The organism is Flexivirga endophytica, from assembly GCF_014640635.1.
GTDB classification, from domain to species: domain Bacteria; phylum Actinomycetota; class Actinomycetes; order Actinomycetales; family Dermatophilaceae; genus Flexivirga; species Flexivirga endophytica.
Genome location: NZ_BMHI01000004.1, coordinates 1 through 25,582, shown reverse-complemented (window position 1 = coordinate 25,582; position 25,582 = coordinate 1). Strand labels below are relative to the sequence as shown.

The 25,582-nt window shown below is 67.5% G+C and carries 26 protein-coding genes; 10 read left to right on the top strand and 16 right to left on the bottom strand.

Going from position 1 to position 25,582, the window contains the following annotated elements:
- Nucleotides 1-11: 11 nt before the first annotated feature.
- Both IEX71_RS12130 and IEX71_RS12125 read right to left on the bottom strand, forming a co-directional pair.
- Complete coding sequence (locus IEX71_RS12130; RefSeq protein ID WP_188837314.1) at nucleotides 12-1,769, bottom strand: ABC transporter substrate-binding protein; 1,758 nt, start codon at nucleotides 1,767-1,769, stop codon at nucleotides 12-14.
- Nucleotides 1,770-1,902: 133 nt separating this feature from the next.
- A complete protein-coding gene (locus IEX71_RS12125; protein ID WP_229749685.1) occupies nucleotides 1,903-3,276 on the bottom strand; it encodes a replication-associated recombination protein A in 1,374 nt (457 codons plus the stop codon).
- A 110-nt stretch (nucleotides 3,277-3,386) separates the two neighbouring features.
- Here IEX71_RS12125 and IEX71_RS12120 point away from each other — a divergent pair, with 110 nt between their 5' ends.
- The 3 genes from IEX71_RS12120 (at nucleotide 3,387) to IEX71_RS12110 (ending at nucleotide 5,522) form a co-directional block, all read left to right on the top strand.
- On the top strand, nucleotides 3,387-4,148 hold the full coding sequence (locus IEX71_RS12120) for a GNAT family N-acetyltransferase (protein WP_188837313.1): 762 nt from the start codon (nucleotides 3,387-3,389) through the stop codon (nucleotides 4,146-4,148).
- Nucleotides 4,149-4,246: 98 nt separating this feature from the next.
- A complete protein-coding gene (locus tag IEX71_RS12115; protein WP_188837312.1) occupies nucleotides 4,247-4,654 on the top strand; it encodes a hypothetical protein in 408 nt (135 codons plus the stop codon).
- Nucleotides 4,655-4,688: 34 nt separating this feature from the next.
- Complete coding sequence (locus IEX71_RS12110; protein WP_188837311.1) at nucleotides 4,689-5,522, top strand: thioesterase family protein; 834 nt, start codon at nucleotides 4,689-4,691, stop codon at nucleotides 5,520-5,522.
- Nucleotides 5,523-5,612: 90 nt separating this feature from the next.
- On the opposite strand, the gene aspS is transcribed toward IEX71_RS12110, so the two are convergent.
- Entirely contained in the window at nucleotides 5,613-7,409 is a 1,797-nt protein-coding gene (aspS, locus tag IEX71_RS12105; protein WP_188837310.1) for an aspartate--tRNA ligase, read from the bottom strand.
- A 347-nt stretch (nucleotides 7,410-7,756) separates the two neighbouring features.
- On the opposite strand from aspS, the gene IEX71_RS12100 reads away from it, so the two are divergent.
- From IEX71_RS12100 to IEX71_RS12085, 4 genes are read left to right on the top strand one after another with little or no spacing between them, the layout of a single operon-like run.
- Nucleotides 7,757-8,014, top strand: a complete 258-nt coding sequence (locus tag IEX71_RS12100) for a type II toxin-antitoxin system VapB family antitoxin (RefSeq protein ID WP_188837309.1) — start codon at nucleotides 7,757-7,759, stop codon at nucleotides 8,012-8,014.
- A complete protein-coding gene (locus IEX71_RS12095; RefSeq protein ID WP_188837308.1) occupies nucleotides 8,011-8,391 on the top strand; it encodes a type II toxin-antitoxin system VapC family toxin in 381 nt (126 codons plus the stop codon). Before IEX71_RS12100 ends, IEX71_RS12095 begins: the two co-directional genes overlap by 4 nt.
- Nucleotides 8,391-9,200 carry a GNAT family N-acetyltransferase gene (locus IEX71_RS12090; protein WP_188837307.1) on the top strand — a complete coding sequence of 270 codons (810 nt, stop codon included), beginning with the start codon at nucleotides 8,391-8,393 and terminating at the stop codon, nucleotides 9,198-9,200. Before IEX71_RS12095 ends, IEX71_RS12090 begins: the two co-directional genes overlap by 1 nt.
- Nucleotides 9,201-9,209: 9 nt before the next feature.
- Nucleotides 9,210-9,914 carry a phosphotransferase gene (locus IEX71_RS12085; protein ID WP_188837306.1) on the top strand — a complete coding sequence of 235 codons (705 nt, stop codon included), beginning with the start codon at nucleotides 9,210-9,212 and terminating at the stop codon, nucleotides 9,912-9,914.
- Here the strand turns inward: IEX71_RS12085 and IEX71_RS12080 are convergent.
- Nucleotides 9,908-10,501, bottom strand: coding sequence for a hypothetical protein (locus IEX71_RS12080; RefSeq protein ID WP_188837305.1), 594 nt, complete (start codon nucleotides 10,499-10,501; stop codon nucleotides 9,908-9,910). The genes IEX71_RS12085 and IEX71_RS12080 overlap by 7 nt on opposite strands.
- Nucleotides 10,501-10,872 carry a YchJ family protein gene (locus tag IEX71_RS12075; RefSeq protein ID WP_188837304.1) on the bottom strand — a complete coding sequence of 124 codons (372 nt, stop codon included), beginning with the start codon at nucleotides 10,870-10,872 and terminating at the stop codon, nucleotides 10,501-10,503. Before IEX71_RS12075 ends, IEX71_RS12080 begins: the two co-directional genes overlap by 1 nt.
- 58 nt (nucleotides 10,873-10,930) lie before the next feature.
- On the opposite strand from IEX71_RS12075, the gene argG reads away from it, so the two are divergent.
- Both argG and IEX71_RS12065 read left to right on the top strand, forming a co-directional pair.
- Nucleotides 10,931-12,349, top strand: a complete 1,419-nt coding sequence (argG, locus tag IEX71_RS12070; protein WP_188837303.1) for an argininosuccinate synthase — start codon at nucleotides 10,931-10,933, stop codon at nucleotides 12,347-12,349.
- Entirely contained in the window at nucleotides 12,339-13,226 is an 888-nt protein-coding gene (locus IEX71_RS12065; protein WP_229749684.1) for a patatin-like phospholipase family protein, read from the top strand. The genes argG and IEX71_RS12065 overlap by 11 nt, the downstream gene beginning before the upstream one ends.
- Before the next feature lie 185 nt (nucleotides 13,227-13,411).
- Here IEX71_RS12065 and IEX71_RS12060 read toward each other — a convergent pair whose 3' ends face one another.
- The 11 genes from IEX71_RS12060 to IEX71_RS12010 form a co-directional block, all read right to left on the bottom strand.
- On the bottom strand, nucleotides 13,412-14,521 hold the full coding sequence (locus IEX71_RS12060) for an aminotransferase class I/II-fold pyridoxal phosphate-dependent enzyme (RefSeq protein ID WP_229749683.1): 1,110 nt from the start codon (nucleotides 14,519-14,521) through the stop codon (nucleotides 13,412-13,414).
- 44 nt (nucleotides 14,522-14,565) lie between these two features.
- Entirely contained in the window at nucleotides 14,566-15,225 is a 660-nt protein-coding gene (locus IEX71_RS12055) for an NUDIX domain-containing protein (protein ID WP_188837302.1), read from the bottom strand.
- Between the two features lie 56 nt (nucleotides 15,226-15,281).
- Nucleotides 15,282-16,967, bottom strand: coding sequence for a CTP synthase (gene pyrG / locus IEX71_RS12050; RefSeq protein ID WP_188837301.1), 1,686 nt, complete (start codon nucleotides 16,965-16,967; stop codon nucleotides 15,282-15,284).
- A 155-nt stretch (nucleotides 16,968-17,122) separates the two neighbouring features.
- Nucleotides 17,123-18,817 (bottom strand): DNA repair protein RecN, encoded by a 1,695-nt coding sequence (gene recN, locus IEX71_RS12045; protein ID WP_188837300.1) that lies wholly within the window; start codon nucleotides 18,815-18,817, stop codon nucleotides 17,123-17,125.
- Between the two features lie 95 nt (nucleotides 18,818-18,912).
- Nucleotides 18,913-19,818 carry an NAD kinase gene (locus IEX71_RS12040; protein WP_188837299.1) on the bottom strand — a complete coding sequence of 302 codons (906 nt, stop codon included), beginning with the start codon at nucleotides 19,816-19,818 and terminating at the stop codon, nucleotides 18,913-18,915.
- Nucleotides 19,815-20,618 (bottom strand): TlyA family RNA methyltransferase, encoded by an 804-nt coding sequence (locus tag IEX71_RS12035; protein WP_188837298.1) that lies wholly within the window; start codon nucleotides 20,616-20,618, stop codon nucleotides 19,815-19,817. The genes IEX71_RS12040 and IEX71_RS12035 overlap by 4 nt, the downstream gene beginning before the upstream one ends.
- Before the next feature lie 3 nt (nucleotides 20,619-20,621).
- Nucleotides 20,622-21,140 (bottom strand): hypothetical protein, encoded by a 519-nt coding sequence (locus tag IEX71_RS12030; protein WP_188837297.1) that lies wholly within the window; start codon nucleotides 21,138-21,140, stop codon nucleotides 20,622-20,624.
- An 8-nt stretch (nucleotides 21,141-21,148) separates the two neighbouring features.
- Entirely contained in the window at nucleotides 21,149-21,787 is a 639-nt protein-coding gene (locus tag IEX71_RS12025; RefSeq protein WP_188837296.1) for a hypothetical protein, read from the bottom strand.
- Between the two features lie 79 nt (nucleotides 21,788-21,866).
- Nucleotides 21,867-22,913, bottom strand: coding sequence for an HAD-IIA family hydrolase (locus IEX71_RS12020; protein ID WP_188837295.1), 1,047 nt, complete (start codon nucleotides 22,911-22,913; stop codon nucleotides 21,867-21,869).
- A gap of 209 nt (nucleotides 22,914-23,122) precedes the next feature.
- Nucleotides 23,123-23,536, bottom strand: coding sequence for a single-stranded DNA-binding protein (locus IEX71_RS12015; protein WP_188837294.1), 414 nt, complete (start codon nucleotides 23,534-23,536; stop codon nucleotides 23,123-23,125).
- A 141-nt stretch (nucleotides 23,537-23,677) separates the two neighbouring features.
- Entirely contained in the window at nucleotides 23,678-24,586 is a 909-nt protein-coding gene (locus IEX71_RS12010) for a tetratricopeptide repeat protein (protein ID WP_188837293.1), read from the bottom strand.
- A gap of 72 nt (nucleotides 24,587-24,658) precedes the next feature.
- Here IEX71_RS12010 and IEX71_RS12005 point away from each other — a divergent pair, with 72 nt between their 5' ends.
- Entirely contained in the window at nucleotides 24,659-25,276 is a 618-nt protein-coding gene (locus tag IEX71_RS12005; protein WP_188837292.1) for a hypothetical protein, read from the top strand.
- Nucleotides 25,277-25,582: the final 306 nt, after the last annotated feature.

Below are 25,582 nucleotides of genomic sequence, written 5' to 3'. Positions count from 1 at the left end.
TGAGCTATGTCTCAGCCCACCCAGACCTGCGCGAAATCGGGCAATCCGTGGTTGGGGTCGGGGACGACGTTGTGCACCTTGTTGCCCAACACCGAACTCGCCTTCGAGTAGGACAACGGGATGCCCATGACCTGCTTGGTCATCTTCTTGTCGAAGGCGAGCCACTCCGGCGCCGCCTCCGTCGGGTCCAGTGCGCTGATCCGGTCGAGTTCCTGGTCGATTGCCTTGTCCTGCAGGTTCGCGACCGAACGACCGTCCTTGGCAGTCGTCGTGCTGAACAGCTGCGGGTAGATCGAGTCCCCGGACGGCCAGTCGTAGCACCAGGAGCTGATGCCTTGACCGACGTTCTGCGGAGCGTTCGGGTCGTTGATCTTCTCCGAGATCTCCGCCTGACTGACCGGAACGTCCTTCACCTTGAAGCCGGCCTTCTGCATCGCCGACTTCAGCGCGTTGTTGGCCGCCTCGTCCTGGCCCTTACCACTCACGTAGTACCAGGAGAGCTCGAAGTTGGACTTGCCCGCCTTCTTCAGCATCGCCTTGGCCTTGGCCGGGTCACCCGAACCCTTGCCGATCAGACCGTTGACCGCGGGGTACTGCTTGATACCGGGCACCTGCGGTGGCGCGTAGGTGGTGGCCGGGTCGTAGGTGAGACGGCTCTCCCCACCGGCCTTGCGGGTCTGGTCATAGGGGTAGGCGACGGCGATCGCCTGGCGGACCTCGAGCGGGATCTTCTTGGAGTTCAGCGGCAGATAGGACTCACACGGCGACGGGCCGAAGACGACCTGCTTCGCCTGCGACTTGGCCTTGGTCTCCAGTCCCGCGTCGAGACCGGAGATGTCCAGCGTCGTAGCGCCCGGGCCCGAGTTGGCGAAGATCCGCTGCTGCTCGGTGAGTGCGGTGACGCCCAGCTTCACGTCGATGGTGTCCGGGTACTGGTGCCGGATCGGGTCCGACTTTGCGTCCCACTGCGTGTTCTTCTCCAGCACGATGCGCGTGCCCTTGTTGAACGTCTTGAACTTGTAGGGGCCAGTGGCCAACGGGTTCTTCTCGTAGGTGGACTTCTTCTCGGCGGACTGCGGCACCGGGCTGGCAGCCGGGAACGCCAGGTAGTAGGGCAGGGTCGGCCACTTCCGGGTCAGATGGAAGATCACCGTGTCGTCGCCCTTTGAGGTGACGCCCTTGAAGTCCTTGCCCTTGTCCTTGAACGGGCCCTTGTAGGTGTCGCCACCCACCAAAGTGGTCTTCAGGTAGGGCACCGGACCCTGGCCACCGAGGTTCTCGTCGAACGAGCGCTTGATCGCGTAGACGAAGTCCGCGGCCTTCACCGGCTGGCCGTTGCTGTACTTCATCCCCGGCTTGAGCTTGAAGGTCCAGGTCTTGCCGTCCGCCGATTCCTTGCCCAGCCCTTGCGCCATGTCGGGCACGAGGGTGGACTTTCCGTCCTGGTCTACTTGGTAGCCGGTCAGCCCACGGGTCACCAACTCCGACAGGATGGTCATCGAGAACTCGTAGTAGGCGCCGGCCGGGTCGAACGTCGGCGGTGCCCCGGCGTCCGTGATGGTCAGGGTCCCGCCCTTCTTGGCGCCTGCGATGTCGGGCGCCGGTCCCTTGACCGACGCGTCCATGGCCGAGGACTTCACCTTGGCCCGTGGGGTGGACGCGGACGTGTCCGACTTGTCGTTGTTGTTGCTCGGTCCACTACTGCTGCACGCGGCCAATGGCATGGCCATCATTACCACGGCAGCGGCGATCTTGCTCGACCTACGCATTGTTTACTCCGATTCGGTGAAGCGACGGGACGATCTCGCACACGCTGCCATGAGAACCGCTGACAGGTGCGCCATTTACAGGCCCTGAAACGAGATCGTTACTTGTTTACCATCACCGCTCACCGCGCGGGCTTCAATTCATCGGACCGTCCACACCGCGGATGATCGCGCGCAGCGATTGCCATCGGGGGCCGAGCTTCTGCTCCCAGCCGCGGTCGGTCGGGCGGTAATAGTCGGCGTCGACCAGATCGTCGGGCAGGAACTGCTGTGTCCCGACCCCAGCAGGCTCGTCGTGGGTGTAGCGATAACCGTCGCCATGGCCCAGCGCAGCCGCCCCGGCGTACCCCGAACCGCGCAGGTGCGACGGCACCGCTCCCCCGTGGCCGGCGCGGACATCCTCGATGGCCGCGTTGATGCCCTTATATGCCGCATTCGACTTCGGAGCGAGTGCGTTGTGCACCACTGCCTGACCGAGGATGATGCGCGCCTCCGGCATACCGATCTGAGCGACGGCGTGCATGGCTGCGACGGCAGTCTGCAGGGCGGTCGGGTCCGCCATACCGACGTCCTCGCTGGCACTGATCACGATCCGGCGGGCGATGAAGCGTGGATCCTCCCCTGCCTCGAGCATCCGTGCGAGGTAGTGCAGCGCCGCGTCGACGTCGCTGCCACGCATCGACTTGATGAGCGCACTGGCGACGTCGTAGTGCTGGTCCCCCGCGCGGTCGTAACGCACCGCAGCGGTCGCCATCGCCTGCTCCACGTGCGGCAACTCGATCGGCACCGGGTCCACGCCGATCGCAGCGGCGTCCTGCGCGACTCCAGCGGCTGCTTCCAGAGCGGTCAGGGACCGGCGCGCGTCGCCGCCCGCCATCCGCACGAGGTGCGCACGAGCATCCTCGGCGAGGGTGAACTCGCCTGCGAGTCCTCGAGACTCGGTGACGGCGTCATCGAGCAGCGCCGCGATGTCGTCGTCGTTCAGCGACTCCAGCCGCACCAGCATGGAGCGGGAGAGCAAGGGTGCGATGACGCTGAAACTGGGGTTCTCGGTCGTGGCCGCGACGAGGACCACGAGGCGGTTCTCGACGCCGGGCAGCAGCGCGTCCTGCTGCGCCTTGCTGAAACGGTGGATCTCGTCCAGGAACAGCACGGTCTGCCGGTCGTAAAGGCTGCGGTCACGGGTCGCCTGCTCCATGACCGCACGCACGTCCTTGACACCCGCGTTGATCGCCGACAACTCCACGAATCGTCGGTCCGCCGCCGTGGCAACAAGGTGTGCGACGGTGGTCTTCCCCGTCCCGGGCGGGCCCCAGAGGATGGCCGACACGGGGCCGGCGGCGCCCTTCGCGCCCTCGATCAGCCGGCGCAACGGACTCCCCTGTTTCAGCGCGTCGTCCTGACCACGGACCTCGTCGATCGATCGGGGGCGCATCCGTACCGCGAGCGGCGCAGTGCTCGCGCCCTCGGACGCTTCGTCACTGGTAGCGCTGAACAGATCATCGGACACGCATGCCACGCTAATCGTTGAAGTTCATCGACACGAACACCGGAGGCTGGACTGGGTTGGCACTGCGGGGAACTTGCGACTCGCAACGCCAAGCGAGAACATGCCTCGTTGTGGCCGACACCATGATTCGCCGCCTCCCCGGCAGCGCACTGCACACGCTGTTTCCAGACGACCCGTTCATTCGCTGGGATCTCGCCCGTCCGCACCGCTCGGACATCTGGGCCTACGGGGATGCCGTGGGTTTCCAACGTCATTCGCACTCGCGGCACATCCACGGCGTCTCGCTGATCGGGAACGACGACGTCCCGTCACTGCTGGATGCCGTGCTAGCCGACCTGCCACCGGAGGTCAACGGCCTGGGCGTCGAGCGACGCTTCCTGCCCCTGCTCGAGGACCGGCTCGGAACACGGATGACCGGCGGCGGGGACTGGGACTGGATGTGGACCGAGCGCGCGCCGCACCCGATCGCGGCGGAGGATGCACTCGTCGAGTTGGACGACGTGCACGATGCCGCTGAGATCAGCGCGCTGTACGAGGTCGGCAACCCGTCCGCCGAGTCCGAACCCGGCAGCGGTCGCACCCGCCTGTGGCTCGGGCTCCGGGAGAGGGGCGAGCTGGTCGCCGTCGGCGCCATACATCTGACACCGGGTGGTGCGCCGCATCTGGCTGGCATCGTCGTGCATCCGGGACTGCGCGGCCGCGGACTGGGTGCCACGGTCACCGCCGGACTCACGCGGCGCGCCATCGCCGAACACGGGGTCTGCACGCTCGGCATGTATGCCGAGAACGATCGCGCCCGTGCCCTTTACCAAGGGCTCGGTTTCACCGTCGCTCGCGCCTGGGCCAGCCGGAGGCTGCAACCCTCGTCGTGATCGGGGCTGCAATTTGTCCTTACTGATGGCACCTCCGGATCTACCTTTGCTCTGTCGGACGCTGATCCTGCGCCCCTCCCGGAGCAGAGGATGGTGCCATGAGCAAACCCGTAGCCGGCAGACGCAACGTGCTGCGATCGGCGGCCTGGAGCGTGCCCGTCGTCGCGTTCGCCGCGGCGGCTCCGGCGGCATCTGCCTCGACGCCGGCATCCCTGGTCATCTTCAGCAGTGTGTCTGCCTATTACGCGTCCGAGGGTGACGGCGCGTACAACGTGCATGCGTCGGCGGCAGGCACTCTCACGTCCGGGAACTGGCCGAGTGGAACCACGATGGTGTTCGTCTTCGACGGCCAGCAGCTCCCCACCACGTTCACGCTCGGCGCGAACACGATCCGCGGTTCCAGAGTGCTACTCGTCTTCGGTAAGCCATGGACTACGTGCGCGGCGGCCGTCTACGCAAACGGAACCCTCCTCGGCCAGTCGGCACCGGTCACCATCACCGGCTGACAACCCTGGGAACCCGCTCCGTCATGATGTCGTCATGACGGAACTCGGCGACGCACTCCGCCTCGAACAATCCGGGACCGGCTGGGCCGGCGAACTCAGCGACGACTGGGCGATCGGCGAGGCGGTCAACGGCGGTCTGCTGATGTCACTCGCCACCACAGCGACGGCACGCTCCAGCGAATCGGCCGGCGGGCATCGCGATCCGCTGAGCTTCTCCGGGGTGTTCCTCTCCCCCGGCACCGCGGGCCCGGTGCTGGTCGAGCCACAGATCCTGCGATCCGGGCGCTCGATGACCACCGCGCAGGTCACGGTGTCGCAAGACGTCGACGGTAGGTCCGTCGAGCGGTCGCGAGCGCTCGTGACACTCGGCGACCTCGACAGGTATGCCGAACCGGTGCTGAAAACCGTTGCGGCGCCTGATATCCCGCCACCGGACAAGTGTCTCTCGGCGAGTGATGCCCCACCGTCGACGCTCACCAAGTCGGGCTTCCTCCAGCGCTTCGACGCCCGAATGGATCCGGCGACGATCGGCTGGGCCGTCGGCGAACCCAGCGGCGAGGGTGAGATGCGCGGATGGCTACGGCTCGCGGACGAGGCCCCGATCGACGCGATCGGTCTCCTGCTCGTGCTGGACGCGTTCCCGCCCGTGTCGTTCGACCTCGGATCGAGCGGCTGGGTGCCGACCGTGGAGTTCACCGGTTACGTGCGCGGCATACCCGCACCGGGTTGGCTGCAGTTGCGACTGCACACGACTCACGTCGCCGGCGGACTCCTCAACGAGGACTGCGAGGTGTGGGACTCCACCGGCCGCCTCGTCGCGCACTCGAGGCAACTCGCCTCGGCACGGTTTCCCGCAAGCCTCGACTGACGCCGAGTCGCACACGTGACGCCGAGTGGCACATCTACAGATGTGCCACTCGGCGTTTACTGTGCCACTCGGTGAAAGTCTGCGCCCGCGCTACTCCGCCGTCTCGGACTCCTCGGTCTTCTTCTCCGGCTTCGCATCGACGCCGGCTTCCTTGCGCTGAGCCGGCGTGATCGGCGCAGGCGCTGCGGTCAACGGGTCGTAGCCGCCACCGGACTTCGGGAAGGCGATGACCTCACGGATCGAGTCGGTGCCAGCGAGGAGAGCACAGATGCGGTCCCAGCCGAACGCGATGCCTCCGTGCGGCGGCGCGCCGAAGGCGAAGGCGTCCAGCAGGAAGCCGAACTTCTCCTGCGCCTCCTCCTCGGACAGACCCATCACCTTGAAGACCCGCTCCTGAATGTCCTTGCGGTGGATACGGATCGAGCCGCCGCCGATCTCGTTGCCGTTGCAGACCATGTCGTAGGCATAGGCCAACGCCGCACCGGGGTCGGTGTCGAACGTGTCGACATACTCCTTCTTCGGCATGGTGAACGCGTGATGCACAGCGGTCCAGGCGCCGGCACCGACCGCGACGTCACCCGAGGCGACCGCGTCGGCGGCGGGCTCGAACAGCGGCGCGTCCAGCACCCAGAGGAAGGACCACTTCGACTCGTCGATCAGCTCGCAGCGGCGGCCGATCTCCAGCCGTGCCGCACCGAGCAGCGCACGCGAGGACTTCGCGTCGCCTGCGCCGAAGAAGATGCAGTCACCCGGCTTCGCACCGACATGTCCTGGCAATGCTGCGATCTCGGCCTCGGTGAGGTTCTTGGCGACCGGTCCGCTGAGGGTGCCGTCCTCCTTGACCAGGATGTAGGCAAGGCCCTTCGCGCCGCGCTGCTTGGCCCACTCCTGCCAGGCGTCCAGCTGACGACGGGGCTGCGATGCACCACCAGGCATGACCACTGCACCGACATACGGAGCCTGGAAGACACGGAACGTCGTGTCCTTGAAAAGGTCTGTGCACTCGGTCAGTTCGAGGTCGAAGCGCAGGTCCGGCTTGTCCGAACCGTACTTCGCCATCGCGTCGGCATACGTCATCTGCGGGAACGGCGTCGGGATGTCGACCCCGATGACCTGCCACAGCGCCTTCGCGATCGACTCACCGAGCTCGATGATGTCGGACTGCTCCACGAAGCTCATCTCGATGTCGAGCTGAGTGAACTCCGGCTGCCGGTCGGCGCGGAAGTCCTCGTCTCGGTAGCAGCGCGCGATCTGGTAGTAGCGCTCCATGCCGGCGACCATCAGCAGCTGCTTGAACAGCTGCGGGCTCTGCGGCAGGGCGTACCAGCTGCCCGGCGCGAGCCGTGCCGGCACCAGGAAGTCGCGAGCGCCCTCCGGGGTCGAGCGGGTCAGGGTCGGCGTCTCGATCTCGACGAAGTCGCGCTCGGCCAATACGGTGCGAGCGGCGGCGTTCACCTGGGAACGCAACCGGATCGCGCCGCCCTGGGCCGGGCGACGCAGGTCGAGGTAGCGGTGCTTGAGGCGGGCTTCCTCACCGACGTTGATGCGCTCGTCGATCTGGAACGGCAGCGGCGCGGACGCGCTCAGCACCTCGATCGTGTCGGCGACGACGTCGATCTCACCGGTCGGCAGGTCGGAGTTGACGTCCTTGGCGTCGCGCGGCTGCACCGTGCCGGTGACCGTGATGCAGTATTCGTTGCGCAGGCCGTGAGCGGCGCCGGTGAGCACCTCGTCGCGGGCGACGACCTGGACGACGCCGCTCGCGTCGCGCAGGTCGAGGAAGGCCACGCCGCCGTGGTCGCGGCGTCGGGCCACCCAGCCGGCAAGGGTCAGGGTCTGTCCGGCGTCGGCGGCGCGCAGGGTGCCGGCGTCATGAGTTCGAAGCATGAGTGCGAATCCTTTCGGGGTTGGTTCCCGTCAAGGTCGCGAGATCGGCCACCTTGACGAAAAGGCAGCCCTGGAGGTGTGGGCGGGGGCCAGATCGCGGTGCCACCACACCTTCGCCGAGGAGACCTCGGCCTCTCGTCGGTGTCGCCGAACGCGCGTCCCTCGGCCGGCGCCCTGTGTATGGCGGCAGCTGCCGCGTCATACACGTCGAACGCCCGGTGGTTCGTCACACCACCACCACGGGCGACGCCCATCCTACGACGCCGGGTACTGTCCTCTGAAATGCATTTCCCCGATGGGCGTCACCATCCCTGGACCGCAATTTCTACCTACGGTAGAATTTGAACATGCCGACGCTGAACATCAAGGATCCCGAGGTGCATCGGATGGCGCACGAGCTGGCGGCGCGTCGCCATACGACGGCCACCGGGGCGGTCCGTGATGCCCTGGCCAAGGCGCTCGCCGAGGACGACGCCGCCATCGCACGAAGCAGAGACGACGTGGCCGAGCGCATCCTGGCGATCGGCCGGCGGTCCGCGGCCAAGGGCGGCCGGCCACCGCTCACGGACGACGAGATGTACGACGAAGACGGCTTGCCTCGATGATCGTTGACACCTCAGCACTCGTGGCAATTCTGTGGGACGAGCCGGAGGCCACCTCGATGGCGTTGGCCCTACAGCGTCAGCACTCGCGGATCTGCACAGCCACCCTCTTGGAGACATCGCTGGTCCTGCACCACGACCGCGAGGACGAGCTGACCGAGCTTCTGGGATCAGCCGGCACAGAGATTATTCCCTTCGACCGCGCCCACCTCCGGCTCGCTCGGATGGCGCACCAGACGTTTGGCCGAGGAAGCGGCTCAGCGGCGAAGCTCAACTTCGGCGACTGCTTCAGCTATGCACTCGCCAAGGCGTATGACGAGCCGCTGCTCTTCAAGGGCGATGACTTCACGCACACCGACATCCGTCCCGCGCTGTCGTGATGGATGTCGACGAGATTCTGCGCCTCTCCGCGCACACGTTCTGGATCCCGCCCGAGAGCGAGCACGTCCAGCTCGACGGCTTCGAGATGGTGCGTTATGACAACGGATTCCATTACGACACCGGCGTTTACGCAGTGAACTCGGACCTGTCGGCGCCGGACGTCATTGCCGCGGCCGAACGCCAAGCCGTCGAGTGGGGCCGCCACGCGCTCTACTGGAATGGCCTCACCGACCGCACCCGTCCCGCGGACCTCGCGGACCTGCTGCGAGACCGCGGCGGCGTCGAACTCGAACGTATGGCGATCCTCGCCCTCGACCTGACCGTAGGACGCCCAGACCTCGACGTACCCGCTGCTGTCACCACGATCGTCCCCCTGGACAGGGGCACCTGTGAGGACTCCGCAGCCGTCGCGGCCGAAGCGTTCGACACTCCTGTCCGCCCCGTACGAGACGAGGACGTCGAAGGGCAGCGGCATACCGTCGACAGTGGCTCGGGCACGTCATACGTGGCGTATCTCGACGGACGCCCCGCAGCAACCGGCGGCGTCAGCTTTCCCGTCAACGGCACAGTCGCGAAGCTGTGGGGCGGATCGAGCGCCGTCTGGGCCCGTGGCCGCGGGGCATACCGAGCAGTCCTGGAGTCCCGTCTGCGCGCAGCCATCGAGCGGGGCTGCCGAGTCGCACTGGTGTCCGGCCGACTGGAGACCTCCGCACCCACGCTGAGGCGTGCCGGATTTCGCTCGTATGGCGAGGAGTTCATGCTGCGGGTGCCGGTGGACTCGCCATACGGCGACGGGATGCAGCCCTAGGCTGACCACATGACCACCTGCGACCACCCGGGAGCGTTGCTCGCGACCGGCGCGACGGCCCTGGTCTACGAACTCGACGATCGGCGGGTGCTGCGTCGCTATCGGGACGAACGACGCCCGGTCGGCCGGCTCGTGACCGCGACCGACATCGCGTGGTCGGCGGGTGTGCCCACTCCTCGCGTCCTCGCCTCGCACGGGCCGGATCTGATCCTGGAACGGGTCGACGCGCCCACCATGCTCGCCGAGATGACGGCCCGACGGCTGTCGATGGACACCGCCATGCGGCTGCTGGCAGACCTGCACAGGGTGACGCACGCCGTGCGGAGACCGGACGGGGAGAAGGAGTTGCCCAGCCACGCGGACGGGGATCGGCTGCTGCACCTCGACCTGCATCCGAACAACGTGCTGATGGCGCCGGCCGGGCCGCAGCTGATCGATTGGGAGAACGCCTGCTGGGGTCCGCCCGGGCTGGACGTCGCCGTCACCTCGGTGATCCTGGCCTGTTATGCGCTGGCCTACCGCACCGAGGACGACGCGCTCGACGCGACCGACCTGCTCGACGCATTCCTGGGCTCCGCCGAACCGTTGACCCATCTACCGGAAGCAGTCGAGTTCCGTCGTGACCGAGTCGATTTCATGCCGGCGGCCGAAGCGGCACAGTTGGACAACGCCGCCGGGCTGGTGCGCTATCTGGCGGACCGTCCGGGTCAGTAGTCGTCAGGCGTGCGCTCGTCGATGAGAGCGTCGGCCTCATGGCTGTATTCGATGACGATCTCGAGCAGGTCGACGACCACAGCGCACAACTCCTCGCCGGCGAGTATTTGCATCTCGCGGATGGTCCCCACCTTCTGCCCCGCGATCAGCGCTCGCAACTTCCGATCCTCGGTGGCTGTGGTCCCGTAGTCGTGCTGGACGACGGTCAACACATGACGAAAGTCGCCCATTGCCAAGGGATTCCACGTCCGCATCGGGTCGAGGAGGACGTCAGCGGCGTCAAGCCACACCCTGCGGTCGATCTCGTATGCGTCGAGCACCGACCGCAATGCATACATGTGCGCAGCCAGGGACAACGGCGACGCAGCGTCGTGGTCGTCATACGGCAGGCGCTCCGCTTTGCGGAGGTAGCCCAACGCCTTCTCGGTCGCCCCGCCCTCGAGCGCGAGGACGGCCTTGTCCAGCAAATTCCTCGCGGCCTCGCGCATCGCGCTGCTCTGATCCGGCAAGGCAGCGTGCACGGGATTCCCGGTATCGCCGGCGCCGCTCTCGCCCGACCGTTTGGGTATGCCGAACGCGTCGGTCATCAGGACTCCTCGTCGAGGTAGAACCAGCGCCCGCCCCGCTTCGCGAAGCGGCTTCGCTCACGCAGCTCTCCCCCATCGTATGACGCAACGAACTCCACCACGCCGGTGTCGTCATCGGGCCCACCGTCGCGAACATCCAGTATCCGCAGCGCTGTCCACGTCGTTGATGGATCGACGGTGACCTCCGCCGGACGTGTCCGCGGGTGCCAGGTGCGCCAGAGGTGTTCCCGATTTCCGTAGAAGTACGCGGTGTAGCGCGACCGCATCAGCTGCTCCGCGGTCGACGCGAGCTCCTCAGTGGCGAGCAGCGGGCCGCAGCAGTCGTCATACGCCTTGCCGGAGCCGCACGGGCAGAGATCGTCGGTGCTCATCGTCCACACGGTAGACCGCCCCACCACGACTGTCCCGCTGCCCTTAGGCTGTTGAGCCGTGTCGAAAGTCTTGAATTCCATCCCCGTCGGCGAACGCGTCGGCATCGCCTTCTCCGGTGGCCTGGACACCTCGGTCGCAGTGGCCTGGATGCGCGACAAGGGCGCAGTCCCTTGCACCTACACCGCGGATCTCGGCCAGTACGACGAGCTGGACATCGACTCGGTCCCGGGTCGCGCCGGCGAGTACGGCGCTGAGCTCTCGCGCCTCGTCGACTGCAAGCGCCAGCTCGTCGAAGAGGGCCTCGCCGCGATCGCGTGCGGCGCCTTCCACATCCGCTCCGGCGGCCGCGTCTACTTCAACACCACGCCGCTCGGGCGCGCGGTGACCGGCACCCTTTTGGTCCGCGCGATGCGCGAGGACAACGTCTCGATCTGGGGTGACGGATCCACCTACAAGGGCAACGACATCGAGCGGTTCTACCGCTACGGCCTGCTGGCCAACCCTGACCTGCGCATCTACAAGCCGTGGCTGGACGCGCAGTTCGTCGACGAGCTCGGCGGTCGGCACGAGATGTCCGAATGGCTGAAGGCCAAGAACCTCCCCTATCGCGACTCCACCGAGAAGGCCTATTCCACCGACGCCAACATCCTCGGCGCGACCCACGAAGCCAAAAAGCTCGAGCACCTCGACACTTCTCTGGAGATCGTCGAGCCGATCATGGGCGTCCGCTTCTGGGACCCCGAGGTGCAGATCGAAACCGAAGATGTGACAGTGCGATTCGAGCGCGGTCGGCCGGTGTCGATCAACGGCCGCACCTTCGACGACGTCGTCGACCTCTTCAAGCTGGCCAACGAGATCGGTGGCCGCCACGGCCTGGGCATGTCGGACCAGATCGAGAACCGCATCATCGAGGCGAAGTCGCGCGGCATCTACGAGGCACCCGGCTTGGCGTTGCTCTTCGCGGCATACGAGCGGCTGGTCAACGCCATACACAACGAGGACACGGTCGCGCAGTACCACAACGACGGCCGCCGGCTGGGTCGCCTTCTCTACGAAGGCCGTTGGTTCGACCCGCAGTCGCTGATGATCCGCGAGGGCCTGCTGCGTTGGGTCGCTTCCGCAGTCACCGGCGAAGTCGTGTTGCGGCTTCGCCGCGGCGAGGACTACTCGATCGTCGACACCCGCGGCGAAGCCTTCAGCTACCACCCCGACAAGCTGTCGATGGAGCGCACCGAGGACGCGGCGTTCGGCCCGACCGACCGCATCGGCCAGCTCACGATGCGCAACCTGGACATCGCCGACACCCGCTCCAAGCTGGAGCTGTATGCCGGGCTGGGCGCGCTGCCACAGCGCGACTCCGACCTGGTCGGCGAGCTGAAACCCGGTGGCGCTGCTGCGATTTCGGCCAACCCGTCGGTGGAGTCCGACGAGGACGACGCACTCGACCGCGCGGCCATCGACTTCGGTGTCGACTGATCCGACCGCCGCGGACGCCGCTCTCGTCATCGAGGGCGGCGCCATGCGCGGCAGCCACTCGGCGGGCTTCGTCGTCACGCTGATCGACGCCGGGATCCGGCTGCCCTGGGTGGCCGGGATCTCGTCGGGGGCGACGAACGCCTCCAACTACATCACCCGAGATGTATGGCGAGCGCACGCCTCCTTCACGACGTTCGCTCAGGAGCCGGAGTTCGGCGGTTGGCGCACCTTCGTACGCCGCAAGGGCATCTTCAACGCGGAGTTCATCTATCAGCAGTCCGGCTTGCCGGACAACGTCCTGCCGTTCGACTGGCAGAGCTATGTCGAGTCACCGGACGAGTGGAAGATCGGGGCGTTCGATGCCACGACCGGGGAAACGATCTACTGGGGCCGCGACGACATGAAGACGCTGCCGGACCTGCTGACACGGGTGCAGGCGTCGGCGTCGATGCCGGTGCTGATGCCGCCCGTGAAGCTCGACGGCCACCTGTATGTCGACGGCGCGCTCGGCACGTCCGGCGGCATCGCCCTGGATGCCGCACAGGCCGACGGGTTCGACAAGTTCGTCGTGGTGCTGACCCAACCGAGGTCCTACGTGAAGACACCGGAGGGCAAGGACTGGTTCTTCAAGACCTACTACCGTCGCTACCCCGCAGTCGCTGAAGCGATGCGGACCCGCGCCACTCGCTACAACCGAACCCGCGAGGAGCTCTTCGAGCTCGAAAAGGCCGGCAAGGCATACGTTTTCGCACCGGAGATCGAGCCGGTGAGCAACGGGGAGCGCCGCCTGCCCGTCCTCGAGGCCAGCTACCGCGCCGGATACGACCAGGCCCAGCGCGAGCTACCCGCCATACGGGATTTCCTCGGCCTGGCCTGAGCCGACTGCCACCCCACCATTCTCGCCGAGAGGATAGGCCAAGCACCGAGGGGATAGGCAATTCGGCCATTTTCGGCCGGAAACGCCTATCCCCTCGGTCGTTCGCCGTCCTCTCGGCGAAGGAGCGTCCGTCCAGCGGTGGCACGCTGCGGGTTTCCGCGTGAGCCCTCGGCGGTGTCTGCCCCTCAGATGACGGCGACGAGACGGTCGAGCGCTTCGTCGAGCGCATCGGTGGCGCCGCAGAAGCTCAACCGGACGAAGCGGTGTCCGTTGACCGGGTCGAAATCGATGCCGGGAGCAATCGCGACTCCTGTCCTGTCGAGCACTTCCGCCCACCATTGCGTGGTGTCGTCGGTCAGATGTGAGACGTCGCAATAGGCGTAGAACGCGCCGTCCGGCGGCGCGAAGGACTGGATGCCCAACTCCGGCAGACGTCGCAGCAGCAGGTCGCGGTTCATGGCATACCGCTCGACGTGCCGTTGCAGCTCTGCCGTCGCCTCCGGCGAAAACGCAGCAACCGCAGCGTGTTGCGAGACTGCTGGTGCACAGATCGCGAGGTTTGTCTGCAGCACGTCGACCGGCCGGCGCAACGCCTCAGGCAGCAGGTTCCAGCCCACGCGCCAACCGGTCATCGACCAGAACTTGCTCATCGAACCCAACACCACTGCGTCCCGGCTGAAACGACGCGCGGTCTGAGCTGGCGCGCCGTAAGAGATCCCGTGGTAGATCTCGTCGGAGATCAGCAGCACGTCGTGCGCGTCGCACCACTGCGCGATGGCCTCGAGTTCGCCGGGCTCGATGATCGTGCCGGTCGGGTTGGCCGGGCTCGCCACGATCACCCCGTCCAGTGGCGCGACGGCGTGCGCGCCCGCAAGGTGATCGACGGTGAGCTGGAAGCGGGTGTTCGGCCCACAGTCGATCTCGACCGGTTGGATACCCAATGCCTGCAACGTGTTCCGGTATGCCGGATACCCGGGCCGGGCCATCGCGACACGGCTTCCGGCATCGAACGCCGCCATCAACACCGTGCTGAAGCCACCGGACGATCCGGTGCTGACCAGCACCTCCTCCGGAGTCACGGGCACGTCGTAGGCGGTGCGATAGTGCGCCGCGATCGTCTCGCGCAACTGCGGGATCCCGTCACCTTCGGTGTAACCGAGGCTGTCGGTCTCCAGCACCGCATGAACGGCGTCGAGGGCGGCCCGTGGTGCGGGTGTCGAGGGCTGGCCGACACACAACAGGATCATGTCGCCGTGGCTGCGCTGACGTGCAGCGGCAGCGCGCAGGACCTCCATCACATGGAAGGGTTCGACAGCACTCCGCTGCGACGGTCGTTCGCTCATCGGTATGCCGGGTGCTCCGGCCACGGTGCGTCAGCCCGCCGCAGGGTCTCCCAGTCGCGTTGTCGCGCAACGGTTGCCGCGAGTATGGCGGACACCGCCACGCCGTTGTGCACCCTGCCGTCGAGGACCGCGTCGGCAGCGTCGTCCAGCGGCACCCAGCCCGTCGGCATACCGGCCTCCTCACCTTCGCGCACGAAGCCGTCGGCCACGGCCGGATGCACGTCGCGTGCGAGGAACACGCGGAGATTCTCCGAGAGCGCTCCGGGCGAGGTGAATATGTCGACGAGCACATGCCAGGTGCTCGCGTCGAGGTCGACTTCCTCTCGCAGCTCACGGGAAGCCGCGGCCCGTGGGTCCTCCCCGGGCTTGTCGAGCAGGCCGGCAGGCACCTCCCAGTCGAAGGTGCCGACCGGGTGGCGGTACTGCTGGATCATCAACACCTCCTCCGCTCCGGCTGCGCCGCGCATCGGGACCACGGCCACAGCGCCGGTATGACGCACGAAGTCGCGCGTGACGTGGTTGTCGTCACCGAGCTGGACGTCCTCGGACACCACGTCCCAGATGCGCCCTCGATAGACCAGTGACGACGATGTCACCGGTTGTGGATCGAGCCGGTCCGCGAGCGGTGTCGTCAGGCGACCGTGCACTGAGTTCATCGTGTCCTCTCGCGAAAGCTATTGCTGTGACTCAGAAACCGAGCAGGTGCACTGCACTACTGGGCCACGGTGGAATCGGCTGCCTTCGGCTTCTCCACCTCGACGAGCCTGCTGGCGCGCTGCTGGTCGATCGCCGCTCCGACCAGTCCCGCGAAGAGCGGGTGTGCGCGGTTGGGACGGGACAGGAACTCGGGGTGAGCCTGCGTCGAGACGTAGTAGGGATGCACGTCGCGCGGCAGTTCGACGAACTCGACCAGCTGACCGTCCGGGGACAGCCCGCTGAACGACAGACCGGCGGCTTCCAACTGTGCGCGATAGGCGTTGTTGACCTCGTAGCGGTGTCGGTGCCGCTCGGAGACGCTTGTCGCGCCATACGCCTCGGCTATGACGCTGCCGTCGGTAAGCCGCGCCGGGTAGGCACCCAGTCGCATGGTGCCACCGAGATCGCCCTGCCCGTCGACGTAGACCTTCTGCTCCTCCATCGTCGCGATGACCGGGTCGGGAGTGTCCGGGTCGAACTCGCTGGACGAGGCACCCTCGATGCCGGCGACGTTGCGTGCGTATTCGATGACCATGCACTGCAGGCCGAGGCAGATCCCGAGGGTCGGCACCTGGTGCTCGCGCGCCCAACGCAGTGCGCCGAGCTTGCCCTCGATGCCGCGGACACCGAAACCGCCGGGCACCAGGATCGCGTCGACCCCGCCGAGTGCCTTTGCCGCGCCCGCTGGTGTGGTGCAGTCGTCGCTGGGCACCCAGCGGATGCTCACTTTGGCGTCGTGGTGGAAGCCGCCTGAGCGCATCGCCTCGGTGACCGACAGGTAGGCGTCCGGCAGGTCGATGTATTTGCCGACCAGTGCGATCTCGACGCGGTGCTCGGGCTCGTGCACCCGCTCCAGCAGCCGATCCCAGTCGTGCCAGTCGACGTCGCGGAACGGCAGGCCGAGCCGGCGTATGACGTAGGCGTCGATGCCCTCGGTGTGCAGCACCTTCGGGATGTCGTAGATGCTCGGTGCGTCCACACAGGCGGCGACAGCTTCGAGGTCGACGTCGCACATCCGCGCGATCTTGTGCTTGATCCCGTCCGGCAGGTGGCGATCGGCCCGCAGCACGAGAGCATCCGGCTGTATGCCGACCTGGCGCAGCGCAGCAACGGAGTGCTGGGTCGGCTTGGTCTTCAGCTCTCCGCTTGGGGCGAGGTATGGCACGAGCGACACGTGCAGGAAGAAGACGTTGTCGCGGCCCACGTCCTGGCGGACCTGGCGGGCTGCCTCCAGGAACGGCAGCGATTCGATGTCGCCGACCGTACCGCCGATTTCGGTGATGATCATGTCGACGTCGGGCGCGGCCTGAGCGCGCATCTGCGCCTTGATCTCATTGGTGATGTGCGGGATCACCTGCACGGTGTCGCCGAGATATTCGCCGCGCCGTTCCTTGGCGATGACTTCGCTGTAGACCTTACCGGTCGTCACATTGGCGTCGCCGGCCAGGTTGACGTCCAGGAATCGCTCGTAATGCCCGATGTCCAGGTCCGTTTCGGCGCCGTCCTCGGTGACGAAGACTTCGCCGTGCTGGAAGGGGTTCATCGTGCCCGGATCGACATTGATATAGGGATCCAGCTTCTGCATCGTCACCCGCAGACCGCGAGCACGGAGCAAATGTCCGAGGCTTGAGGCCGTGAGGCCTTTGCCGAGAGAAGAGGCTACGCCTCCGGTTACGAAGATATGTTTCGTCTGCTCCACCACGGGCTCTCAGTCTAGGCCACGATCGGCACGGCACTGACCACGCCGGTCCAAGTCGAGGGATGAAATGCGATACAACGCTGGAATCCCGCCGTTCACAAGGTGTTTCGTGTCAGAAACCAGCGAACGCTCCGGGCGTGTCCGGGAACGCCCAGTGATCATGCCGATGCCCGAGACGCACCGTCGAGGAGCTCCTGCGCATGCTCGCGAGCAGCGGCGGAGTCGCTGACACCGCCGAGCATGCGGGCCAGTTCGGCCAGCCGCTCGTCACCGTCAACGGCCGTCACGCCGCTGGCGGTGACGTGTCCGTCGCTCGACTTGTGCACCACCAGCTGGCGGTCGGCGTATGCCGCTACCTGCGCCAGGTGCGTCACCACGATGACCTGCGCGTGTTCGGCCAGTTGCGCCAGTCGCGCACCGATGTCGAGCGCGGCCGCTCCACCGACACCGGCATCGACCTCGTCGAAGACGAAAGTCGGGACCGAGCCGGTCGCGGTGACCACCTCCAGCGCGAGCATGACACGTGACAGCTCACCGCCGGACGCCGCCTTGGCGACACTGCGCGGTGCAGCGCCGGCGTTGGCAGCGAGCAGGATCTCCACCTCGTCGATGCCGTGCGCCCCGCGGTGCGCGGGGTCGCCGGACACCTCGACAGTCAGCTTCGCCGAGCCCATCGCCAGGTGTCCGAGTTCCTCGGTCACGGCCTTCTGCAGCTTCCGGGCCGCCGTCCTCCTGGCCTTGCTCAGCTTCTCTGCCGCCGCATCGAGTTGCGGCTCGAGTTCGTCCAGCCGGACCCGCAACGCCTCGATGCGGTCGTCGGACCCGGCGAGCTCCGCGGCTTCCGCCGCCGCACCCTTGCCCCAGACCAACACGTCGTCGATGCTCTCGCCATACTTGCGCAGGAGCGCGGTCAGCTCCGCCCTGCGCTGCTGAACGCGCTCCATCCGCGCCGGGTCGATCTCCAGATCGGCCAGGTAGGACGCGAGGTCACCGGCGATGTCCGCGGCGAGCACGCCCAGCTCCCGCAGCCGGCCGTCCAGCCCGGCCAGCTCCGCGTCGTGTGCGACAAGTCCGCCGAGCGCGTGGCGAGCCCTGGCGACCAGGTCGATGACGTGCGGCGCGTCGTCGTTGTCGTCGTCGCCGGCCAACAGATCGTGCGCCACACCGGCACCCTCGCGAAGACCGTCCGCGTGGGTCAGCTTCTCCGACTCGGCCGCGAGCTCGACGTCCTCGCCGGACACGGGGTCGACGCGTTCGATGTCCGCCAACGCCGACGTGAGCAGGTCCAGCCGCTGTGCACGGTCCCGCGCCCGCTCGGTCAGCTCCGCGAGCTCGCTGCGCGCGTCCTGCCAGTCCTGGTGCAGCTTGCGGTATGCCGCAAGCGCCGACGCGATGGGCTTACCGCCGAAGTCGTCCAGCATCACCCGGTGCTGCTCGGGCCGTTGCAACCGCCACTGGTCGGCCTGGCCATGAACGGCGACCAGCAACTCGCCCAGCTCACTCAGCACCCCGACCGGCGCGGTGCGGCCGCCGATGTGCGCCCGTGAACGCCCTTGCCCGGACACGGTCCGAGCAAGGATCAGCTCGTCCTCCACCTCGGCACCGGCCTCCCGCGCGCGTATGACGGCAGGGTGATCCCGGCGGAGTTCGACGATGCCTTCGACGAATGCCTTGTCGGCGCCGCCGCGCACCAGACCGGCGTCGCTGCGGCCACCCAGCAGCAGACCGAGTCCCTGCACGACCATGGTCTTGCCCGCTCCGGTCTCGCCGGTGACCACGTTCAGCCCGGGCGACAGGCCGAGCAGGGCGTCGTCGATGACACCCAGACCTTGGATCCGCAGTTCACGCAGCACGTCGGCAGCCTAGTCACCCTCGGCCTGCTCCCTTGCTCCGTCACCCCACGAAGTTCTCGCCGGACCCGTTCCGCCGATACTTCGTGATGCCTCGGTCAGCTGTGCGAACGCCGATCCGCGCCGCGCCAGCCGGACACGGACAGGTCGAACTTCGCGACCAGCCGGTCGGTGAACGGTGCGGTGCCCAGGCGCGCCAGCCGGACCGGCTGGTCACTGCGGCGCACCTCGATGCGTGCTCCTTGCGGTACGTCGAAGGAGCGCCGCCCGTCGCACCAGAGCACGGCTTGGGCATCGCTGGTGTCGCGCAGGTCGATCGCGATGTGCACGTCGTGGCTGAGCACCAGCGGACGCGCGAACAACGCATGCGCCGAGATCGGCACGACCAGTGTCGCCGGGACTCCGGGCCACACGATGGGCCCACCCGCCGAGAACGCGTATGCCGTGGATCCCGTCGGTGTCGCCATCACGACCCCGTCACAGCCCCAGGTGGACAGCGGCCGGCCGTCGATCGCGAGGGTCACCTCGAGCATGCGCTCCCGTGCCGCCTTCTCGACGGATGCTTCGTTGAGCGCCCAGTTGGTCCACAGGGAGCGACCGTCCAGGGACGCCTCGACCTCAAGGGTTCCACGCTCCTCGACGGTCCAGTCGCGGTCGACGACCTTGCGGACGGTGTGATGTATGTCGTCCCGCTCCGCCTCGGCGAGGAATCCGACGTGCCCCAGATTGATGCCGAGCAGCGGTACGCCGCTCTCCCGGACGATCTCGGCGCCACGCAGGATCGTGCCGTCACCACCGAGGACGAGCGCCACCTCGGCGCCGTCCGGCTGCGGTGCGGCATAACCGGTGACGCCGGATTCGCCGAGGACGCCAAAGGCATCGAGTTCGTCCGTCTGGCCGATGACCTCGATGTCGTTCGCGGTCAGTCCGTGCACCAGCTCCGCTGCCACGTCGAGGGCCTCCGGCCGGCCAGGGTGCCCGACCAGCAGCACGCGCCGCGTCATACGTGCGCGTCCTTCAGCTCGTCGGCCAGCAGTTGTTCCAGCGCCTGTTGCACGTCCACCTCCGTCATACTGCCCCCCGCCACCCGTCGCGCCCACAGCAGGTACTCCCGATTGCCCGTGCCACCGCAGATCGGGCTCGTCGTCAAGCCGTGCACGTGCAGCCCGAGCTGCGGCACCAGGGCCAGCACGTCACGCAGGACCCGGTGTCGTTCGTGGGGCGACGACACCACCCCGGTGCGCGCCAACCGCTCGCGCCCGACTTCGAACTGCGGCTTGACCAGCGTGATGAGGTCGCCTTCGAACGTGGTCAGCACGGCCAGCCGGTCGAGGACCAGCCGCAGCGAGATGAAACTGAGGTCCGCGACCACGATGTCCGCCGGGCCGCCGACGTCGTCAGCCCCGATGTCGCGCACGTTCGTGCCGGAGCGCTCGATCACGCGGGCATCCGCTCGCACCACTGCGGCAAGTTGGCCGTGGCCGACGTCGAGGGCGACGACCTCGCGAGCCCCTCGGTCGAGCAGCACTTGGGTGAACCCGCCGGTAGACGCTCCGACGTCGATGCATCGCTTCCTGCTCACTGACACCGGGAACGTCTCCAGTGCCTGCAGCAGCTTGTATGCCGCCCGGCCGACCCACTGGTCAACCTCACCGGAGACCATCAGCTCAGCGGGATCGACCGGTGTCGACGGCTTGCCGACGGTCCGACCGGCCGCCGAGACCTGCCCGGCTTGGATGAGCTCCCGGGCAACAGCACGTGACCTGGCCAGGCCGCGCTCGACCAGGGCTGCGTCCGCTCGCACCGATCAGCCCGACAGGTCCGACAGGCGCTGCTGCAGCTGCCGGTGCACCGAGGTCACATCGGCGATGTGGGTGTCCAGCAGACCCGGATCGGGCAGGCTGACGTCGCTCGGTGCCTCCGCAGAGCCTTCCGCGGGGCCTTCGGTCTCGAGAGCGCCGGGATCTGCGTTGGGGTCTGCGCCGGCCGTCGTCGGCACGGAACCGTGACCGTGGCTGCCCGTCGAGTATGCCGCCTCGTCGTGACGCGTGTTCGGTCGGTGCTCGTCCGGGTCCGGAAGATGTGCCACTGCCTGGTCGACGCGGGCATCTCCGGTGCTCGGAAAGCGCGACGGGGGCGCTGTGGATGCGGCCGGTTCGGTCGCCGTCGACGCCGGGGTCACCGAGGTCTCATCACCGCTGTCCTGGTCCGCAGAGTTCTCGTCGGCGGAACCCTGGTCGGGATGCCCGGCCGGAGCGGCTGGCCGCCCGAACATTTTCGGGGACGGGATCGGTGCGCTAAGTGTCTGCTCCGCGTCGTCACTCACGCCCACCATTATGACCTGCGCGAACTCGCCTTCTTGGCAGCAGCCGGTGTGGCTGCCTTAGTGGTCGTCTTCTTGGCTGTCTTCTTGGCCGCCGACTTCTTGGTGGCTGCGGACTTCTTCGCTGTGGTCGATTTGTTGGTGGCTGTGGCCCTCTTGGCGGGAGTCGCTGCCTTCTTGGCCGTCTTCTTCGCGGGGGCCTTGGGCGACGCCGGTGCCTTCGCAGCCGTACCGCTACCGGCCGCCGGCGTGGCGGGCGTCTTGATCGCGGTCCGGGTCACTCCGGCGCCGCCGCTGGCAGCGGCGGCGCCGGCGGACGTCCCGCGCTTCCCGACCGTCTCGCGCAGCTCGGCGACCTCTCGCTCGAGGGCCTCGATCTTGCGCTGCGCCGCCTCGAGGTCACTGCCTCGCGCCAGGCCCAGGAACGCGAGCCGACCGTCGACCTCGGTGCGCACGAGGTCGCTGACCATCGCCTGGTTGGCGGTAGCCGCTTCGATGAGCTCTTCGGCAAGCTGTCCGGCCCGTGCGGACGTCTCGCCGACACCTGGCAATTCCAGCAGCGTGCCGGCTGCTTCCAGCGCTTTGGCGCGTGTCACCTCACCTGCTCCACTCAGCAGTTGCAGGGCCGTTCGCACGCTGTTGATCGCCATTTCGCTGTCTCCTCGAGCATTGCGCTGGACAACCACCGACACTGATGGTGTGACGTGATCTGCACGCCTGCGGCACAGGCTACTGCTGGTCCGGCAACCCGGCTACGGCCTCGGCTTCAGTGATCCGACCGTCGTCGATCGCCTCCCAGAGCACTCGGAGCGCCAAACGCAACCGCGTGACCCACGCCGGTCCGGACTCCGAGGCCGACGCCGAGCCCGACCCTGACTCGAGCGCTCCCTCCGCCCCTGCGCCCGACCCGTACACGATCCGAGCCGACGACCCGATGCCGTCCAGCGCCGCGGTCCACCCGTCAGCGGTCCAGCGCCCGTCCCCCGACCGCTCGGGCTCGGCATAGGGCTCGCGCAGCACCTGCAGATCCACTCCCACATAACGCGGCCGCAACTCGCGCGGCGCGCGAACCAGATCGCCCGGCCCGTGCACACCGGTCAACACGTGCAACGCGTCCATACCGGCAGCGTGGGCACCCGCCGTATCCGTCTCCAACCGATCGCCGATCCCGAGCGTAGCCTCCGGGCCGGTGCCGAGTTCGTGCGCCGCGAGTTCGTAGAGCAACGGACCCGGCTTTCCCACCACAGTCGGCTCGACGTCGACCGCCAACCGCACCGCAGCGACCAGTGACCCGTTGCCCGGTGCCACCCCTCGGTCCGTCGGCAGCGTCAGGTCATTGTTCGTCGCGACCCACTTCGCTCCCCGTTGAATCGCGTATGCCGCTTCACCCAATTCGGCTGCCGTGACGGCGGCGCCGTATCCCTGGAGGACGGCATCGATATCGGCGTCCGCAGCGTCGGCCGCGAGCACCGGACGCAAACCGACCGAATGCAACGCGTCTGCCACCCCTGGCCCACCGATCGCCAGCACTGTGGCACCGTCCGGGAAATGCTCGGCCAGGTGCCGCGCACCCGCAAGCGAACTGGTCAGCACGTCTTGGTCGTCCAAGGTGAGCCCCAGCCCACGCAGCGCCTCCGCCACGACGGCAGGCGGACGCGATGCATTGTTGGTCGCGAACACCACCCTTGCGCCACCTTCTCGTGCAGCCGTCAGCTCGACGACCGCATGGGGCACCGCCTGCGCGCCGCGGTAGACCACCCCGTCCAGGTCACACACCAACCCTGGGTAGGCGGCAACCAGGCTGCGCTCACCGGTAGACGACCGCCCATCTGGCGACCGCCCATCTGGCGACTGCTGATCCGACGACTGCTGATCCGACGGACGCCGGCTCTCCTGATCGTCCGGCGTCCCTTGCGGCTGTGAAGTGTGTGGCACCCGACCATCTTGCCCGTGATCCCGCAAACGCGGACCGGGTGGCTCACCCGTCAGGACGCGCGCTTGATCACCCGCAGCTTGTCGACCTCGACTTCGTATCGGCTGGCCACCCCCACGGGGCCACGCCAGAATCGGCGCCGAAGCGCACCCGACACTTCTACCGTCTCGGTGCCGGCGAACGACATCGCGCGGCGGCGAACCTGCGCCGACCAGCATGCGATGTCGATCGTGTCCACTGTCGGAGACCGGGTCGCGCCGTCGGATGCCTTCGCCCCGGGGCGTCGCTCTCGGTCGACGACGACCCGCAATTGGACGACTTCGGCACCGCTCGGGAGATGCTTGACCACCGGCGGTGCGCTGAGTCGTCCCACCAGACGTACCTCGTTGACGGCGCCCGATGCTTCGGCGGGCCGAGGCGGCCCAGCCGGTCGAGTGGGTCGGGTCGCTTTCGGCTGTGCAGTCATCGCTACTCCTTGCTGGATGGGAACATGTGTTCCCATCCAGCATGCGGACTCGATACTCCGCCGACCACTACCGCGCGGCGCGCTGTGGACGCTCGAGCCGCGGGGACCGGGGATGTGGACGATCACCGTCCGACGCCCGTATCAAGCCCGACGGTTGTCCTCGTCCCCGTCGTCGAAGGTCAGCTGTCCCGGCACGATCGGCTCTGGGGCCACAGCCGCCTCATCTGTCGACTCGGCCTGCTCCAACGAGTCGTCGCGATCGGCCGGCGCCGTTGCCGGCGCCGTCGCAGTTGCCGTCGCAGTTGCCGTCGAACCATCATCATCGGGCTGCGCTGCAGCAGGCGACGGCTTCGGAAGAGCCACACCGGCAGCATCGTGTTGCTCATCGACGGCTTCGCCATTGTCTTCATCGTCATCACTCAGGGCATCGATGAATACCAGACCCTCGAGTTCGGCGACCCGCTCGGCCGCATCGGTCTGACCCTCCGAGTCCGCATCCAAGGCCTTGGCGAACCAGTCGCGGGCTTCGTCCTCGGATTCGCTTGCGAGCAGCGCCTCGGCATACGCATAGAACAGTCGGGCTGCCCATGGCTGTTTCGAAGCACGCTCCAGAGCAGGAATGCGCAGCACCATCTGGGCGGCCTCCGGCTGACCGAGGTCTCGCCGGACACCGGACACGACGATCGCGAGTTCGATGTTGTCCGCCTCACCCAAGCTCCGCGCTTCGGGCGACGCTGCCAGGTCGAGGGCACGTTCGTAGCGGCCCAGCCCGCGTTCGCAGTCGACCAAGTAGGGCAGCAGGTGATTGGAGCCCGAAAGTCGCTTGGCAGTACGAAATTCGCGGATCGCATCATTGAACTCTCCGCGCCGGTAGTGCACCAGCCCCAGCGCCTCGCGCACAGCAGCCACCCGGCCAGCCCGTCGTGCAGCGTGCTCAGCATGCGCCAGTGCGAGATCGGAGTCCTCTTCCAGCAATGTCGCCGCGGCCACCAAGTGCTTGGCGACGCCTTCAGCGTTCTCCTTCGTCAGCGTGCGCATCTCACGCCACACAGAGCGGTCCAGCTCCTTGCCGGTGATCTCTTCCGGCAGCGGCGGCTCTACCCGTGTGTCACGATCGGAGCGATGCGACGGCGAGGAACGGTCCCAGGAGCGCGGCCCCCGCGGCGCACGGTCTCCAGCCGACGAACGCTCATCCCGCCGGTCATCACGCCGGTCGTCCCGCCGATCACTGCCGCCGCGCTGCGGGCGATCACTCCGGCCACGCTGCGGACCATCGCTGGACCGAGGGGGACGCCGGTCACCGTACGAACCGCCGCTCCCGCGACTGTCCCGACGGTCAGCTTCACGCGGCCCACGGCCGTAGCTCGGTCGGTCGCCGCCACGCGCACCGGAGCCGGCACCGCGATCGTCCCGTCCAGGCCCGATGTCGCGGCCACGCTCGTCACGTGGTCCGCCGTCGCGACGCGGCGGGCGCCCGCGGTCGTCCCTGCGCTGTCCACCACGGTCGGCATCGCGCCGTCCGGCGGCCGTTCCACGGTCGTCCCGTCGTGGTCGCTCCCGATCCGCGGGACGTTCCGGACTACTACCGCGCCCACGCACGTCGGACCGCCCGGCCTTCTGGTCCTGACGGTCCTGGTCGGGACCCCCTCGGTCTTGACGGGTCTGGTCGGTGCGCTCGGTACGGTCGCCGAAATCGCCGGCACTCCCGCGGCGCGTCGAGCCGTCGCCTGCTGCACGTGACCAACGTCCAGAACGGCGGCCACCGTCGGAGCCCTTACCGGGCTGCGCCTCATCGTCATTCGTCACCGGACGCACCAACTCTCCAAGATTCCCGTGCGCCATGATCCTTCAGTCGACCACCGCGCTCGAACTTCACCGTACGCCGCGCGGCCCCTCGGCCGGCGGAACGTTCCCAAACATGACAAAGGGCCGGTCACAAACACTTTCAAGTGCTCGTGACCGACCCTCTGCGTAAATTATGTTCGGCGGTGTCCTACTCTCCCACACCCTACCGAGTGCAGTACCATCGGCGCTGAAGGGCTTAGC